At 35.8% G+C, this 17,491-nt stretch carries 9 protein-coding genes; 6 read left to right on the top strand and 3 right to left on the bottom strand.

The features are described 5' to 3' along the window. Positions 1–224: 224 nt before the first annotated feature. Entirely contained in the window at positions 225–557 is a 333-nt protein-coding gene (locus A9G38_RS11480; protein ID WP_034910602.1) for a DMT family transporter, read from the top strand. A 91-nt stretch (positions 558–648) separates the two neighbouring features. Here the strand turns inward: A9G38_RS11480 and priC are convergent, their stop codons facing one another. Together priC and yfbV are read right to left on the bottom strand one after the other, a co-directional pair. After that, a complete protein-coding gene (gene priC / locus A9G38_RS11475) occupies positions 649–1,152 on the bottom strand; it encodes a primosomal replication protein PriC (protein ID WP_034910605.1) in 504 nt (167 codons plus the stop codon). 5 nt (positions 1,153–1,157) lie between these two features. Next, complete coding sequence (gene yfbV / locus A9G38_RS11470) at positions 1,158–1,622, bottom strand: terminus macrodomain insulation protein YfbV (RefSeq protein ID WP_034910608.1); 465 nt, start codon at positions 1,620–1,622, stop codon at positions 1,158–1,160. Positions 1,623–1,817: 195 nt separating this feature from the next. Here yfbV and A9G38_RS11465 point away from each other — a divergent pair, with 195 nt between their 5' ends. Together A9G38_RS11465 and pta are read left to right on the top strand one after the other, a co-directional pair. Next, complete coding sequence (locus A9G38_RS11465; protein ID WP_034910610.1) at positions 1,818–3,023, top strand: acetate kinase; 1,206 nt, start codon at positions 1,818–1,820, stop codon at positions 3,021–3,023. 66 nt (positions 3,024–3,089) lie between these two features. Continuing rightward, a complete protein-coding gene (pta, locus tag A9G38_RS11460) occupies positions 3,090–5,240 on the top strand; it encodes a phosphate acetyltransferase (protein ID WP_034910613.1) in 2,151 nt (716 codons plus the stop codon). 695 nt (positions 5,241–5,935) lie between these two features. On the opposite strand, the gene A9G38_RS11450 is transcribed toward pta, so the two are convergent. Then, positions 5,936–6,367: a hypothetical protein gene (locus A9G38_RS11450; protein ID WP_034910617.1), complete on the bottom strand. Its 432-nt coding sequence runs from the start codon at positions 6,365–6,367 to the stop codon at positions 5,936–5,938. Positions 6,368–6,611: 244 nt separating this feature from the next. Here A9G38_RS11450 and guaA point away from each other — a divergent pair, with 244 nt between their 5' ends. The 3 genes from guaA to A9G38_RS11435 all read left to right on the top strand — a co-directional run. Then, positions 6,612–8,195 carry a glutamine-hydrolyzing GMP synthase gene (guaA, locus tag A9G38_RS11445; RefSeq protein WP_034910620.1) on the top strand — a complete coding sequence of 528 codons (1,584 nt, stop codon included), beginning with the start codon at positions 6,612–6,614 and terminating at the stop codon, positions 8,193–8,195. 405 nt (positions 8,196–8,600) lie between these two features. Beyond that, positions 8,601–10,301 (top strand): ShlB/FhaC/HecB family hemolysin secretion/activation protein, encoded by a 1,701-nt coding sequence (locus A9G38_RS11440; protein WP_034910623.1) that lies wholly within the window; start codon positions 8,601–8,603, stop codon positions 10,299–10,301. 96 nt (positions 10,302–10,397) lie between these two features. After that, a partial coding sequence (locus tag A9G38_RS11435) for a two-partner secretion domain-containing protein (protein WP_065623276.1) occupies positions 10,398–17,491 on the top strand: 7,094 nt, incomplete at its 3' end.

Genomic DNA, 17,491 nt, shown 5'->3' with positions numbered 1-17,491 from the left:
TTTATTTTTTAAAATGGAAACCTAAGCTATCATAAAGCTTTTCCTTTTCAAGCGTTAATAGCTATCTATCTTTACCTCTTCATCACAATTAATGATATTAAAACAAAGCAAAACTATATTTTTCATCTATCAATGTTTAACAGTTAATTAGATATTGATTGTTATAAGATTTCAACATTAATTTTAGGTAATCGGCTTTTTATTTAACGACTATAGGTATTAAGATGAATTCATATTTATTACTTTTTTTTGCAATTATTTGTGAAGTTGTTGCAACTTCTTCATTAAAACTATCTGATGGATTTACCAATCTTATCTATTCCATCATTACCATTGTGGGCTATAGCGCTTCGTTTTATTTACTCTCATTAGCACTAAAAACTATTCCCGTAGGTATTGCTTATGCTATCTGGTCTGGAATTGGAATTGTATTAATAAGCTTAATTGCATGGGTTTTTCTAAAACAAACTTTAGATTTTGCAGCTTTAGTTGGTATGGGGTTTATTATGTTTGGTGTTGTGATTATTAATTTATTTTCAAAAGTATCAGGGCATTGATTAATCGTAAATTAACTATAGGATAAATCCAAATAAAACTGTTCAATCAAATGAATGAGATCAGATTAAAATTAGGAAAGTATGAAATTTATTAATTGATATCATTCTCAATTTCAAATTCAATCTTTTTAATTGCTTGTTCACAGCGGTAAATTCGGTTATCAATTGCGGCGATTTTACTTTGATTGATAATTTCGGGCGATAGCTCTAGCTCGTATTTCATATCTTGTAGTCGGCGCAAATAATCTAGGTGGCGCATATGTTTTTGGGCTAGGGTTTCTGCAATAATATTTTGGAACCCTTTTTGGCGTAGGTTTTGGGTTGCTAGTTCACGCGTTAGGGCAGCAATTTGGTTAACTAACTTGTCAGATAAAAAAGTTATTTGTTCAACTTTTTCTAATTTTATATTAGCAACTAACACTTGATAAGTTTGTTTGATTTTTTCAAGGTAAAATGTTTTATCTGTTACAATTTTATTCGTTTGAAATAGTTGCTCGTCAAAATAAGGTTCTTGAAATTGTTGATCATTTGCTAAATTAATTTGCTGTTCTAATTTGTCAATTTGCTTTCGTAGTATAGTGAGTAAATTTGCCATTGTGATTATTCTTTATAATAAGTTGAGCTATCATTGTCTTGACCGAAATAATCACCTAAATGTAATTTGGCTAGGTTGATAATTTTCATAAATGCTTCAAATGTTAATTTATTGTCTTCTATACTATTTTTTTCGGCAATAATTTTTTTAGCAATTAATTTTATTTTTAATTGGTTATAACACTCAATTAAATTAAGCGGTAAGGGTGATAGAGCACGTTTTCCTAACCAAAATATTCCTTGCAAGGGCATGCTTAAGGTAAATAGTATGGTTATTATTGTTACAGCAATTTGTGCCGGCATGAAATACTGCCAAAGGAGTAAGCCAATAATGATAGGAGGCAAGTATTTATTTGCGGTTTTTATGTAGTTAATAATTTTTAATTCAGGAAATGAATGTATTAATTGTTTGTCTACTGGGCAAAGCTTCATATACCTTTGACCAGCTTTAAATGTGGTTATTAAATTCATATTATTGTGATTCCTCGACATTCACTTCTTATTGTCTTAAAATAGTGTCATTCAAATTGGGGACTCTCTCTATTTTATCTCAAAAAACAAGATATCAGAAGTCACCTTAGCGTAGTCACATTGATTTTAAATCATGTGTTGAGTTACCAATTTTGATTGGTATATGTCTTTATTATTCAATTTATAGGAATTACTATGTCATCAAGTAATAACGCTCTTGTTCTTAATTGCGGAAGTTCATCATTAAAATTTGCCATTATAAACCCTGAAAATGGTGATGAGTTTTTATCTGGTTTAGCTGAATGTTTTCATCTTCCTGATGCTCGTATTAAGTGGAAGCTTGATGGTGTTAAAAACGAAGCTTCTCTAGGAGCTGGTGCAGCACACAGTGAAGCAATTCGTTTTATTGTTAATAGCATCTTTCCACAAAAGCCAGAATTATTAGATAGCATTAAATCGATTGGTCACCGTATTGTTCATGGTGGCGAAAAATATACCCAGTCAGTTGTTATTGATGATTCAGTATTAAAAGGAATTGAAGAAGCATCTGCTTTTGCACCGTTACATAATCCTGCACATTTAATCGGTATTCGTGAAGCATTTGCTGCGTTCCCACACCTAAAAACTAAAAATGTTGCAGTGTTTGATACTGCATTCCATACAACAATGCCAAAAGAAGCTTATCTATATGCTCTTCCAAACGAACTTTATACTAAACACGGTGTTCGTCGTTATGGTGCGCATGGTACTAGCCATTATTATGTTAGTCGCGAAGCTGCTAAGTTATTAAATAAACCAGTTGACCAAACTAATGTTATTACTTGTCATTTAGGTAATGGCGCATCAATTACAGCTGTTAAAAATGGTAAATGTGTTGAAACTTCAATGGGGTTAACTCCGCTTGAAGGCTTGGTGATGGGTACACGTAGTGGTGATATTGATCCAGCGATTATGTTCTTCTTACATGATAACTTAAAAATGTCTGTTGCTGATATTAATAACCTTTTAAACAAAAAATCTGGTTTATTAGGTTTGACTGGTGTGAGCAGCGATTGCCGTTATGTAACCGATAATTACGATAAAGACGAAAATGCTAAAAATGCTTTAGATGTTTTTGTTCATCGCCTAGTAAAATATATCGGCGGTTATGCTATGCTTTTAGATGGTCGTTTAGATGCTATAGTATTTACTGGAGGTATCGGTGAAAACTCAGAAGAAGTGCGTCGTATGGCATTACAAAAATTAGGTATTCTTGGTTTTGAACTTGATCAAGAACGTAACCTTGCAGCTCGTTTTGGTAACGGTGGCAAAATTACTAAAGATGGTTCAGCTATTGCGATGGTTATTCCAACCAATGAAGAACTTGTCATTGCTCAAGATGCTGCGCGTCTAACTGCTTAATAAATATTCAAAACCGCCTAAATGGCGGTTTGTTTTTATACAATAAAGATTTAAGAGGTAATAATTATGTCTCGTACAATTATGCTCATCCCAACTGGCACTAATGTCGGGTTAACAGGTGTGAGTCTGGGCGTTATTCGAGCTATGGAGCGTCAAGGTATTAATTTAAATGTGTTTAAACCTGTCGCGCAACCAAGAGCTGGTGGCGATGCGCCAGATAATACCACAACCCTAGTGAGCAACAATACATCAATTCCAACACTAAAACCGCTTAAAATGAGCCATGTTGAAAACCTATTAGGTTTAAATCAACAAGATGTGTTAATGGAAGAAATCGTTGCCCTTTATGCCGAAAATACTAAAGGAGCTGATGTTGTTTTAGTTGAAGGTATTGTGCCAACATCTGATTATCCTTTTGCTAATGAACTTAATAATAATATTGCTAAAACTCTTGGCGCCGAAATTATTTTTGTAGTTAATATGGGCAAAGATACGCCAGAACAACTTAGAGATCGTATTGAAATTGCTCGTTCTAACTTTGGTGGTATTAAAAATGATAAAATCGTCGGTGTGATTGTTAATAAAGTTAATGCGCCAGTTGAAGAGCAAAATCTTGCTCGTCCTGATGTTGCTGAAATTTATCATACCCCTAAATTTGATGATAAGAAAATTACTATCGATGATTTAAATGCACACAGTCCATTGCCTGTTCTTGGTTGTATTCCTTGGAATATTGATCTAAGTGCTTGTCGTGCTATAGATATTGCTAAGCATTTTGATGCAAAAATCATTAACGAAGGTTGTATTAAAAATCGTCGTATTAAACATGTGTCTTTCTGCTCTCGCAGCGTACCAAATATTATTAACCACCTACAACCAAATGCACTTTTAGTGACTTCTGCTGATCGTGCTGATGTGTTAGTTACTATCAGTTTAGCGGCAATGAATGGTGTGGCAATTGGTGGTGTACTCCTAACTGGTGGTTATGAAATCGACGATAAAATTGCAAAATTATGCCAACCTGCATTTGATACTGGTTTACCTGTATTTACAGTTAAAACCAACACTTTCCAGACATCGATTAGTCTACAACAATTTAATTTAGAAATTCCTGCTGACGATAAAGAACGTATGGAAAACACCCAAAATTATGTAGCTGATCATATTGATGCTAAATGGATTAAATCATTAAATGAAGTAGTGAATTCTGCACGTCGCTTGTCTCCTCCTGCATTTCGTTATCAATTAACTGAACTTGCGCGTAATGCAAAAAAGGTAGTGGTATTACCAGAAGGTGATGAACCAAGAACGGTTAAAGCAGCCGCAATTTGTGCTGAGCGTAATATCGCTAAATGTGTATTAATTGGGAATCCGGACGAAGTGCGTAAAGTTGCCGCTTCACAAGGCGTAACTTTAGGGCAAGGTGTTGAAATTGTTGATCCTGAATTAATTCGTGAAAAGTATGTACCTCGTTTAGTTGAATTACGTAAAAATAAAGGCATGACAGAAGTAATTGCTCGTGAGCAATTAGCTGATAACGTAGTACTTGGTACAATGATGCTTGAAGCAAATGAAGTTGATGGTTTAGTGTCAGGTGCTGTGCATACAACCGCTAATACTATCCGTCCACCATTACAATTAATTAAAACTGCCCCAGGTAGTTCACTTGTTTCATCAGTATTCTTTATGTTAATGCCTGATCAAGTATATATTTATGGTGACTGTGCAATTAATCCAGATCCAAATGCACAAGAGTTAGCCGAAATTGCCATTCAGTCGGCTGATACAGCAATCGCCTTTGGTATTGAACCTCGTGTTGCGATGATCTCATACTCAACAGGTAGCTCTGGTCAAGGTGCTGATGTTGAAAAAGTGAAAGAAGCAACTCGCATTGCTCAAGAAAAACGTCCTGATCTAATGATTGACGGCCCATTACAATATGATGCAGCGGTAATGCCTGATGTAGCTAAATCAAAGGCGCCTAATTCACAAGTTGCAGGTAAAGCTACTGTGTTTATTTTCCCTGATCTTAATACAGGTAATACCACATATAAAGCAGTACAACGTTCAGCGGATCTTGTTTCGATTGGTCCTATGCTACAAGGCATGCGTAAACCTGTGAATGATTTGTCTCGTGGTGCATTAGTTGATGATATTGTTTACACTATTGCATTAACCGCAATTCAATCAGCACAAGAACAAAACGCTGCAAAATAAGTTTAGCAAAACATTTTAACTAACGATAAAAGGTGATGCAATATCACCTTTTTAATTAAATTTAGCCAACAAGTAATAGTTTTTTAAAGCTTGAGTTATAGCGATTCAGTTTTAAAGTATTTTGTTCTAGAAATTTGCGACAAGGTCTTCAAAAACTTATTTTAAGTCAAGTCCAAGCATTCAAAGTTGATAAAAACAATAAATAATAAAAATTTATAAATGATTTTATCCCTCCATGTTGTTTTTTAATAGTGTTAATAACATTTTCATAAATTGTTCTTTATCATCTTGTAATATGGAAAAAAAATCTTTATCTATTTGTTCAACCAAAGGTACAGTTTCATTTGCTTTATTCAATCCTTTTTGGGTTAATTGAATGGATTTTGCTCGACTATCTTTAATTGAGCAAGAGCGTTTTATATAATTCTTTTTTTATAAATTCTCTAATATTTGGGAAATTGTCATCACATCGATATTTGTTTTATTTGATAAAATAACTTGTGTTATTTCGTCTGGCCGCTGTGATAGATAAGCAAGTGTTGCAAGCACTATAAATTGGGGATGAGTGATAGACTGTTTTTTCAAGCAATTTTGATATTCGTATGCCAGGACGAATAAGTTTTCATAAAAACAAAACCAATAGATTCAGAATCAGTTCGGAATTGAGTCAAAAACTTATTGTCCTTTGTCATAATTTACCCTTCAACTAAGCCATTTAATTTGTAAGTTTTATCTATAATATCATCTGAAATCTGTTTTATAAAATCATAGGATGCTTTAGTATCCATTTTTGGATCCGGTTTTAGAGAAATTTCTGATTTTAATACATATTGATTATGCGATATTTCCATAATTTGATGTGAGAAAAACAGTAAACCTATTTCAGGCATATCAAATTGTTCTGTAAATTCTTGCTCATCAATAATCTTTGATAAAGTCACTTCCATTTCTGGTATATTTTGTAATTTGAAAATACCTTTAGCCCCTGTTTTTAAGTCACCAAATATACGAAAGTCTTCAAGATCAGTTTCCCATAATTTTCTCAAATTAAGCTCAGTATAGTATTGCCAAATTTGAGTTGGTTTAGCTTTGGTTGGTAATATGAAAGAAATTGAAATGGTATTCATAACGTCTCCTTTTAATAAGTTTACTTATCAATTAAGTAAAGAAAATTCAATTCTTTGATCTGTTGACTTATTACAAGGTTAATTTGATGAACATTTTATTGAATTTTGTAATAAGCCTGGATTCCAAAATTATTAATAATATAAAATATTTATAGTTGTTTTTAATTAATGCTCTCAATTTAATCGGTAAATGATACAATAGCATCCTAATTTTGTAATAGTTTATAGTTTAGGAATAAAATTGATGAAAAAAGACATCCACCAACAACGCATATTGATCCTTGATTTTGGTTCTCAAGTTACCCAGTTAATCGCTCGCCGAATTCGTGAAATTGGTGTGTACTGTGAACTTTGGCCGTGGGATGTATCAGAAGAGAAAATCAAACAATTTAATCCTAAGGGTATTATTTTATCAGGTGGTCCTGAAAGTACCACCGATGCTAATAGTCCTCGTGCTCCCGAGTATGTTTTTAATGCTGGCGTACCTGTTTTGGGTATTTGTTATGGCATGCAGACTATGGCAATTCAAGTTGGTAAGGGCGGTCAAGTCACTGGTTCTAACCAACGTGAATTTGGTTATGCTAAAGTGGATCTTGTTGGATCGTCAAAATTAACTGATGGTATTTTCGATAGCGCAAGTGAACAAGGCGTTAATCAACTTGATGTTTGGATGAGCCACGGTGATAAAGTAACAGCATTGCCTGATAGTTTCACACTGATTGGGCGTACTGAAACTTGCCCATTTGCTATTATGGCTAATGACGAAAAACAATTTTATGGCGTTCAATTTCATCCAGAAGTAACTCATACTGTAAAAGGTTTCGAGTTATTGCAACGTTTTGTGATTGATATTTGTAACTGCGAAAAACTTTGGACACCATCTTCAATTATTACCGATGCTATTGCTAGAATTAAAGAACAGGTTGGCAATGACAAAGTATTACTTGGCTTATCAGGAGGGGTTGATTCTTCTGTTACAGCATTGTTATTACACCAAGCTATCGGAGATCAATTAACTTGTGTATTTGTTGATCATGGTTTGTTACGCTTGAACGAAGCTCAACAAGTTATGGATATGTTTGGTAATAAATTTGGCTTAAATATCATAGCTGTAAATGCTGAAGACCGCTTTTTAGCTGCACTAAAAGGTGAAGCAGATCCTGAAGCAAAACGTAAAATTATTGGGCGTGAATTTGTTGCTGTATTTGATGAAGAGGCGGCAAAATTAAAAGATGTAAAATGGTTAGCTCAAGGTACTATCTATCCAGATGTTATTGAATCGGCTGCTGCTGATACTGGCAAAGCCCATGTAATTAAATCACATCATAATGTAGGCGGATTACCAGAAGATATGAAAATGGGCTTAGTTGAGCCACTGCGCGAATTATTTAAAGATGAAGTCCGTAAAGTGGGTTTAGAACTTGGATTACCTTATGACATGCTTTACCGTCATCCATTTCCTGGTCCAGGTCTTGGCGTGCGTGTACTTGGTGAGGTAAAAAAAGAGTATTGCGACTTGTTACGTCAAGCTGATGCTATTTTTATTGAAGAACTTTATAAAGCTAATCTATACCACAAAGTAAGTCAAGCCTTTACTGTGTTCTTACCTGTTCGTTCAGTAGGTGTAATGGGGGATGGCCGTAAATATGATTGGGTTGTATCCTTGCGTGCAGTTGAAACCATCGATTTTATGACGGCTCATTGGGCTCAGTTACCTTATGATTTCCTAGGACGTGTTTCAAATCGAATTATCAACGAAGTTAATGGTATTTCTCGTGTCGTATATGATATAAGCGGAAAACCGCCAGCGACTATTGAATGGGAATAATTGTATTTAATATCACGTAATCTCATATTGTCTTTTTTTGTTATTTTAAGCCTTGTTTGTCAAGGCTTTTTAACCTCATTTAATCCCACTTAGACTCAACTTTTTTAGAGGTATCTTTAATCAGGAATAAATACACTAACAAAAACTAAGTTTAAATTAGTAAAACAAAAGGAAAAAATAAAAATTCCATTTTGATTGTATGTTGCATTTTCTAAAATTGGGATAAAATCCTTTTCCAAATTAGGTATTTGATAAAGTACTATCGACAATCGCAAAACAAACAAATATAAAATAAATAATATTTATCAAATTTTAACATAGACATTTAACGTCATTTACTTTAACATTCGTTGCGTAAATTTTGTGTAATATTTGGGTGAATATCGAGCTAAGAAGAGTATTTTGATGAAAAAATATTTATTAAGTTTTGTAATAGTAATCTCTCCTGTATCTATTTTGTTGGCATTGCCAGCCCAAACCCAAACCCAAACCCAAACTCTTAGCGACCAGCAGTTAATTCACCAGCAAGAGCGTCAAAAAGCGCTAGAGGATTCATTAAATCCAACCTCTCCTGATATTCATTTATTACCGCCAAGTAAAACCGTTGGCGAGATAAACTTTCCTGTTGAGTCATTATGTTTCAATATTAATCGAGTTGAATTAATTGAGCGTGACAAATTACCTTGGTTTATTCCTTTAAAGAAACTCGCTCAACAAGCAGAGCATCGTTGTTTAGGAGGGGAAGGTATTAATTTATTGATGAGTCAGCTGCAAGACCGATTGGTAAGTTATGGTTTTATTACGACCCGAGTGGTTGCGCCAGAGCAAGATTTAGCGAATGGAACGTTAAAATTATTGCTTGTTGAAGGAAAAGTTAGGCACGTTAACTATAGTGATGATAGTGATAAATATGCGCAGCTTTATAGTGCCATGCCAGTTAGAGAAGGCAAAACACTCAATTTACGCGATATTGAGCAAGGGCTTGAAAATTTACAACGTTTGCCCACCGTAAGTGCGCAGATGCAGTTAGTCCCCGGAGACAAACCAGGTGAAAGCGATATAGTTATTAGCCGCAAGCAAAGTAAGATGTGGCGCATTGGTTTATCGGTTGATGATTCAGGTACAAAGACGACAGGTCGGGATCAAGGTGGTGCGACGATTTATTTGGATAACTTATTATCATTAAGTGATTCTTTTTATGCATCAGGGGGACATGATTTAAACGGCAAAGGTAAATATGGTTCACGTAACTATTTATTATCGTATTCTGTGCCATGGGGATATTGGTTGCTTAGTGCTTCGTTATCGGGGAATAAATATCATCAAACGGTAGCGGGACAAAATGAAGATTACAAATACAGTGGTCGCAGTCGGAACGCAAACGTACAGCTCAGTCGAGTGATTCATCGAAATGAATCACAAAAAACGACATTAAGTTATGGCATTAGCTTACGACAATCGCATAACTATATCAATGAAACGGAAATCGAAATCCAGCAAAGGAAGACCACAAACTGGCAATTAGGTTTACAACATCGGCATTATATTAACGATATAGTATTGGATGCGGGCGTGTCATATCAAAAAGGCGTGAGGTGGTTCAATGCACAAAAAGCGCCAGAGGAGCTTAATCCGGAAGATAACGGCAGTGCATTATCGAATATTTTTTTAGTTAACTTTGCGGCCAATATTCCTTTTCGTTTAGGCGAGCAACAATATCGTTATCATATCGACTATCAAGGTCAATACACACGAGGCGAGCGTTTAACTTCACCAGACCAGTTTTCAATAGGCGGGCGTTGGAGCGTACGCGGTTTTGATGGTGAATTAACCTTAAAGGCGGATCGAGGTTGGTATGTTCGTAATGAGCTTGCTTGGCAAGCACCGTTTAATCATGAGCCTTACTTAGGGATTGATACAGGTGGAGTATCTGGGGCAAAAAGTGAATATCTGTTGGGGAGGCACTTAACGGGGGGGGTTATTGGTGTTAGAGGTAATAATTATGGTTTTTACTATGATCTTTTTGCGGGGACACCGATACGAAAACCCAAAGGTTTTAACACTAACCCATTAGTCTTAGGGTTTAGTGTAAATTGGAGTTATTAATATTATATGACGATTTAATAGTCAAAAAGAGAGAGCTAAAGCAAGATAAATACATAATCAATATTAGAAAAGATAATAAGGGAAAGGAATTAAGCGATGAATAAGAAGTTATACCGGGTGATTTTTAACAAAAAACGTGGCATACAAATGGTTGTTGCAGATATTGCTAAAACCCCGATAGGCAGCGAACAGACTGCATCGTCAGGAGAGCAAGCTTTCTTTAAATCGTTTTTTGTTAAATTAAGGCCAATAACCTTTCTTGTATCTATTTCGTTAGGATTTGTGAGTATTAGCGCTCCGGTTTATGGCAACCACATTGTTCCAGACCGTCAAGCTGGCAAACATCAACAACCGCTGATTGGCTCAACGGCCAATGGCACAACGCAGATTAATATTCAAACGCCGAATAAGAAAGGGGTATCGCATAATAAATACCAACAGTTTGATGTATCGAAGCAAGGAGTCATTTTAAATAACAGTAGCAAGGCAAGCAAAACCCAGATTGGGGGGTATGTTCAAGGTAATGAGCTATTAAATGCCACAGGGAGTGCTAAAATTATTTTAAACGAAGTCAACTCACGCAATCCTAGTCAATTAAATGGGGTGGTTGAAGTTGCGGGTCAAAAAGCACAAGTTATCATTGCCAACCCATCGGGAATAACCTGTAATGGTTGTGGATTTATCAATGCTAGCCGTGGCACGCTAACGACGGGTAAACCGATAATAGAAAATGGTGATTTAACGGGGTATCAAGTTGAACGAGGGCATATTACGGTCACTGGTAAAGGGCTAGACAGTTCAACACAAAGTTATACAGATTTAATTGCACACACGGTATCGATAAACTCAGCGGTTTGGGCGAATGACTTAAATGTAGTGACGGGTCGCAATAAAGTCAGCCAAGGCACCCAAAAAATCACCCCATTGGATGAACAGGTAGGCGACAAACCTGAAGTATCGATAGATGTATCCGCATTGGGAGGGATGTATGCAGGCAAAATCAACCTAGTGGGCACTGAAAAGGGGGTTGGTGTACATAATGCCGGTGAATTAGGCGCAAGCGCAGGAAGCATTACTGTGACAGCGGAGGGTAAAATAATTAATACGGGGTCGATACAGGCTCAGCAAGATATCCGTTTAAGCAGTCGAAAAGACATTCACAACAGTAAGCAAATATACAGCAAACAAGACATCAAGTTAAACAGTGAAAAATCAATAGTCAATGAAGGAACATTAGTTGCAAAAAATGACATTACGCTGAAGGCTTCGGAAATAAATAGTACTCAAAAAAGCACGATTGCCGCGGGGATTGATGAACAGGGAAAATTAACACAAAAAAGCAATATTACCGCAGATGCCAATAATATTTCACTCACGGGTAAAAATCTGGCAGGTCAACACGTTAAAGTTAATGCACAAAAGAATATTAATCTAGCCAACAGCCAAAATAGTGCTGAATCGGTCACATTAACGGCTGAAAATATTGATATCAACACAGCAACAATCCATAGTGAAAAAGATATCCTTCTACAGGCGAATAATTCCATTGATAGCCGCCATTTACAAGTTAAAACTAATGCATCTTATTCAGCTACAGGTAACGTAATTGATAACCAACAATCTGTTATATTGGCTAAAGGAGACATTACCTTTAATGGCAGTAGTATCAATAATGCTCAATCAAAACTCAATACAGGTAATAAAATTAATTTTAATGCAGGGCGTTTTATTGATAATCACAAGTCGATGCTTTTGGCAGAAGGGGCGATTAATTTAAAAGGGCAACATATTACTAATAACGAATCATTATTAGTCACTAATGATAGTTTGCAAATAAAATCTGATACATTAGAAAACCAGAAATCCACATTACAATCGAAAAAAGATTTAACCATTGATAGCCATCAGTTTAATAATCAGCAGTCTGAGTTATTAACTGAAGGTGTTTTAACTGTTCATGCCAATCAAATCAACAACCAAAAAGCGGCGTTAAGAGCAAAAGGTGATATTAATATTAACAGTGAGCTAGTTGATAATCATTCGTCGACATTTATTTCAGAAAAAACGATTAATATCAATGTTAAGCAATTTTTTAATCAATATGCAAAATTTACTGCACTCCATAATATTGCTATTGATGGGCAACAGGTTAATAACCAATCTGCAGAATTAAAATCCAATGGTTATTTGTCAATTAATTCGACTGATTTAGACAATCAATCCGCACAATTACTGACTAATTTTCACTTAATGCTGCAAGGTAAAAATATAAATAATAATAATGCCGAGCTCAGCGCTAGCGATCGCATAGCGATAACAGCGGAGCAACTATGGGTTAATGAAGGCGTATTAGTCAGCAATAATGATATCCATATTACAAGTTCGCATATTGATGCACAAAAGGCAAAAGTTAAAGCAAAAGGAAATATAAAACTTAATGCATTAGATTATATTGATGCCACTGATGGCTTAATGGTGAGTGAAAAACAGTCAACCATTGAAGCAAACACAGTTAAATTAAATGAAGCAACATTAAGTGCCAAAGATGACATAACCGTTACAGCCAATTCACAATTAGATAACAATAATGCCAAATGGATTAGTGAAGGCAATATTAGTGCTAATGCACAAACGATTAATAATCAGAATTCGTCAATATCAAGCTATAAAGATATTTACTTTAAAGCACCGTATTTAAATAATCATAACAGCAAATTGTTCAGTTATGGAAAAATTGATTTATTGTCGAACAATGTTAATAACCAAAATACCCAAATTAATGCATTAGCTGCTATTCATATTCAGGCTAACGACATTGACAACCAAAATGCACAAATCATTAGCCAGCAATCGATAAATATCGAAGGTAAAGACATTGATAACCGTCATTTAGCCATGCAATCGGGTAAGGCATTATCTATAACCGCTACCGACAAATTGGACAATGCTGATGCAATACTCATTTCCGGTGATAAACTAAAGCTTGAGTCACAGTTAATTAATAATCAACGTTCGAAAATCAAGTCTGGTCATGACCTGACTATGCAAGGTAAAAAGATTCATAATCAACATAGCACCATGATTGCGACAGGCGATGTTGAGTTTAATGCTGATGAGCAATTAGATAATCAAAACGCTGACATTCGAACACAAAATAAAATTAATATGGCTGCCAAGCAAATTAATAATCAGAATAACTTATTGATAGCGGGTAACAAAGTCACGCTTAATGCGGATGAACTTAATAGTCAGTCATCTATATTAAAAGCGGATGATAATATTGACATAAAAGCCAAAAAGCTTAATAGTGCATTGGTCAAATGGGTCAGTCAAAATGCCATTATTATTGATAGTGATGACATTGATAATCATTCATCTGTATTTAAAGCCGATAATGATATTACCGTCAAAGCCGATACATTAAATAATAACGAGGCAACCTTAATATCGGGTGGTCAATTATCATTAACAACTAAAAAATTAATTAACCAATCGGCTTATTTTAATGCAGAAAAAGGTATTGATATTCAAAGTACTGAATTTGATAACCGATCAGCTACCTTAATTACAAATGATTCGATACAGATTGATGCTAACAAAACAAATAATCAAAATAGCACATTATCGGCTAAACAAAATATAACGGTAAACAGTGATGAAATAAATAATCAAGACGCCTTATGGTTAGCCGATAAACACATTTCGATCCATGCCAATAACCTTGATAATCATAATGCTGCCTTACAAGCAAAACAAGGTATGCAAATGGATGTCAATGCCCACCTAGCTAATCAACATGCAACGATTATCTCGGGGCAAGATGGTCTTATCATTCATGCGGATTCTTTAAATAATAAAGATTCTGAATTAAGCAGTAAGGGGGTATTGGCAATTACGGCCAATGATGTGAATAATCACCAAGCACAATTAGTTGCAGAAAGTGACCTAACGATCAAATCGAATCACATCAATAATCAGTCAGCAGATATTCAAGCTAAAGGGGATGCTACCTTAGAGGGGCAAACCATTGATAACCAACTTGCAAAGTTAGTGAGCAAAGGCAATATTCTCTTACATGCCAAAAATCATTTAACCAATAATCATGCTAAGCTCACCGCAATGCAACAAATTCAATTAAAATCTCATGGGGCTATTGATAATCAACACGCAACAACGACAGCCAATAATGGCATTTTAATTGAGACCAATTCGATTAATAATAGCCAATCAAAACTTGAAACGGCAAGTTTATTAAAGATTATTGCTAATGCGATTACTAACCATCATGCCAAATTTAATGCAGGAAAAATTGAGCTAAAAACACAATCACTTGAAAACCAACAAGCGGATATCATTGCCAAAACGTTATTACATATTCAAGCGGATGAAATAGCTAATAGCCAAGCACGTTTATTAGCTAATGATATTACTATTAACGCAAATCAACTTAGTGGTGATGGAGAACTGCTTGCTGAAAACAATATTGAGCTTAATTTAACGCATGGGTTTGATAACAAAAACAGCTTACTAGCAAATAAAGATATTTTAATCAATGCAAGCCACATTACCAATGACGGTAAAATCTCATCAGGTCAAGCCATTACCCTTAAGAGTGATGAAATTAAAAATACAGAAAGGGGCATTATTGAATCTGAGGAAATCAACACCAATAGCCGTTTATTGGAAAATAAAGGCCTTATTGATGGTGGTGACGTAAACCTAAACGCTTCGCAGCGTTTTGACAATCTAGATGGTGCGCGTTTATATGGGGATTGGATTTCTATCAAAGCTTATGAAGTGAACAACCGTGCCGCTTCTTTATCCAGTCCCGTTGCGCCCACTATTGCGGCAAGGGAAGCGCTTGTATTGGATGTTAATACGTTAAATAACACCAATCACGCTTTGATACTCAGCTTAGGGGATATGTACATTGATGGCCAAACATTAAACAACCACTCAGCGCGGATTGAAGCGGCTGACGATATGGCCTTAAAAGTTAACCGCATTAACAACATTAATGACCATATTGAAACCGAAGAGGTCTTAGTTGATAGCCAACATATTGTTGAATATTCCCCACTCGGTGATGCAAGGCGATATAAACCCGATGAAGTCAGCATTCGTACTAGCCCTAAAAAGCGGCACAGATACCCTGTTTTGCATTCAAATAATGGTACTTTTAATTCTACTTATAAGTATTACAAATATGATTATACAAGGGATATTTATGAAATTAAAATCAAAAGTACGGCTCCAGCAGAAATCATCTCTGGCAAAGATTTGCGTATACAATCCGACCATTTAGAGAATGATAACAGTAAAATTATTGCCGGAAATGCCTTAAATATTATGACCGACACGCTTAACAATCACTCATTAAAAGGTCAGCGGACTGTTTCTGATGTCGGGAATCAAATTTATCATTATCGAAATAAAGGACATGATAAAGGTAAAACTGTATATACAGAAAGAGCAAAGTGGAACGATTATAAAGACCAATCCGTCACCACTATCGATCTTGAGCATGCCAAAATCCAATCAAATAGTAATGTGGATAAAACCAATATTAACTTGCAACAGCGTGAAGAGAGTATAGTTAGCGTAGGGCACATTGTTAATCCGATTGTAACCGAAGTCAAAACGGAAAAACATCTAGATAATTCCCTTGAAGCTATCATCAACAATGGTAAAGAAAAAGGCAATATCAATATTTCAACCGAACATCCATTGGATGATTTGCCGATCACAAACCCTATCATTCAACCGGATAGCGTTGAAAAGCCAGATACCCCCATTATTGATGATAATCAAAAAGTGACTAGTGAAGATAGTCAGCATTACGCTGATTCCATTATCTTTGTTGAGCCTAATTTGACTTTACCGCAAAATAGCTTATCAATAATAAATAAGGATCCACAAAGTCATTATTTAGTCGAGACCGATCCGCGTTTCACCAATCGCAAAAAATGGTTAAGTTCAGATTATATGCTTAATCAAATGCGACTTGATCCGAATAACATCCAAAAACGGTTAGGGGATGGTTATTATGAGCAACAGTTAATTCGAGAGCAAATAACTGCCTTAACGGGTCATCGTTATATTGGCGATTACACCAGTGACTTGGAGCAATATAAAGCACTGATGAATGCAGGAGCCACGTTTGCTAAGCAGTACGGATTATCGATAGGTGCCTCTCTATCTGCGGAACAAATGAAAGCCTTAACCAGTGATATAGTTTGGCTAGAAAGCAAAACGGTGCAGGTTGATGGACAAGCGGTATCGGTATTGGTGCCACAAGTTTACCTTGTTAACCGCCCACAATTAACGACGGACGGGGCATTATTATCGGGAAAAAGTGTCACGGTGCTGGCGGAGAAGGATATCGAATCCTCGGGGACGATATTAGGTAAAAACCGAGTTGCCTTATTAGGTAATAACGTCAATAACCAAGGTTTGATTGATGCGGGCGCCATCATTATTCAAGCGAAAGATAGCATCAACAGCAGTGGCAGATTAAATGCGGATAGATTGGCATATTTACAAGCGAATAACGACATCAACTTAAATAGCACCACCTCAACCACCGAAACGCATTACGGTGCGAGCAAAAGTAAAAACACCGTGATTGACCAGATTTCAAGTATTAGTGTCAATGATGGCGATATTTACTTAAAAGCGGGACATGACATCAACTTAGGCGCGGCCTTGTTGGTCAATGGCGGTGAAGAGGGCGTCACTAACGTCATTGCCGGGAACGACATCAATTTATCGACCTTAAAAACGCAAAGCTATCAAGACTCAATATGGAATAAAAATCACACCCGCAAGGTTGATATTGAAGAGGTGGTGGGCAGTGAAATTTTAACCAATGGCGACCTAAACTTAATTGCGGGACATGATATTTTAGCGAAATCGGCGGAGCTATCGAGCGATAAGCGCATAAACCTATTAGCCGAGCATGATATTGATATTGGTAGTGAACAAGAACGTTTACAGTTAACCGAGCATCACAAAACCAAAACGAAAGGGTTGCTTAATAAGGGTTCAATTACTGAAGATATAGCGGTCGACAACATCACCCAAAAAGGCAGTGGGATTTATGGTGATAAGGTAAACATTAATGCGGGTAACAATTTAACGGTTACAGGCAGTGAAGTGGTAGGTACGCACAATGTGAGTCTTGGTGCAGG

This window comes from Gilliamella sp. Imp1-1 (genome assembly GCF_001690415.1).
Classification (GTDB): domain Bacteria; phylum Pseudomonadota; class Gammaproteobacteria; order Enterobacterales; family Orbaceae; genus Gilliamella; species Gilliamella bombi.
Note: the sequence above shows the minus strand (reverse complement) of the source record. Positions and strands in the feature narration are given on the sequence as shown.

What these genes read in the sequence shown, in the direction of transcription:
- A9G38_RS11480 (WP_034910602.1), top strand. Translation starts at nt 225, where the DNA reads ATGAATTCATATTTATTACTTTTTTTTGCAATTATTTGTGAAGTTGTT.
- priC (WP_034910605.1), bottom strand. Translation starts at nt 1,152, where the DNA reads ATGGCAAATTTACTCACTATACTACGAAAGCAAATTGACAAATTAGAA.
- yfbV (WP_034910608.1), bottom strand. Translation starts at nt 1,622, where the DNA reads ATGAATTTAATAACCACATTTAAAGCTGGTCAAAGGTATATGAAGCTT.
- A9G38_RS11465 (WP_034910610.1), top strand. Translation starts at nt 1,818, where the DNA reads ATGTCATCAAGTAATAACGCTCTTGTTCTTAATTGCGGAAGTTCATCA.
- pta (WP_034910613.1), top strand. Translation starts at nt 3,090, where the DNA reads ATGTCTCGTACAATTATGCTCATCCCAACTGGCACTAATGTCGGGTTA.
- A9G38_RS11450 (WP_034910617.1), bottom strand. Translation starts at nt 6,367, where the DNA reads ATGAATACCATTTCAATTTCTTTCATATTACCAACCAAAGCTAAACCA.
- guaA (WP_034910620.1), top strand. Translation starts at nt 6,612, where the DNA reads ATGAAAAAAGACATCCACCAACAACGCATATTGATCCTTGATTTTGGT.
- A9G38_RS11440 (WP_034910623.1), top strand. Translation starts at nt 8,601, where the DNA reads ATGAAAAAATATTTATTAAGTTTTGTAATAGTAATCTCTCCTGTATCT.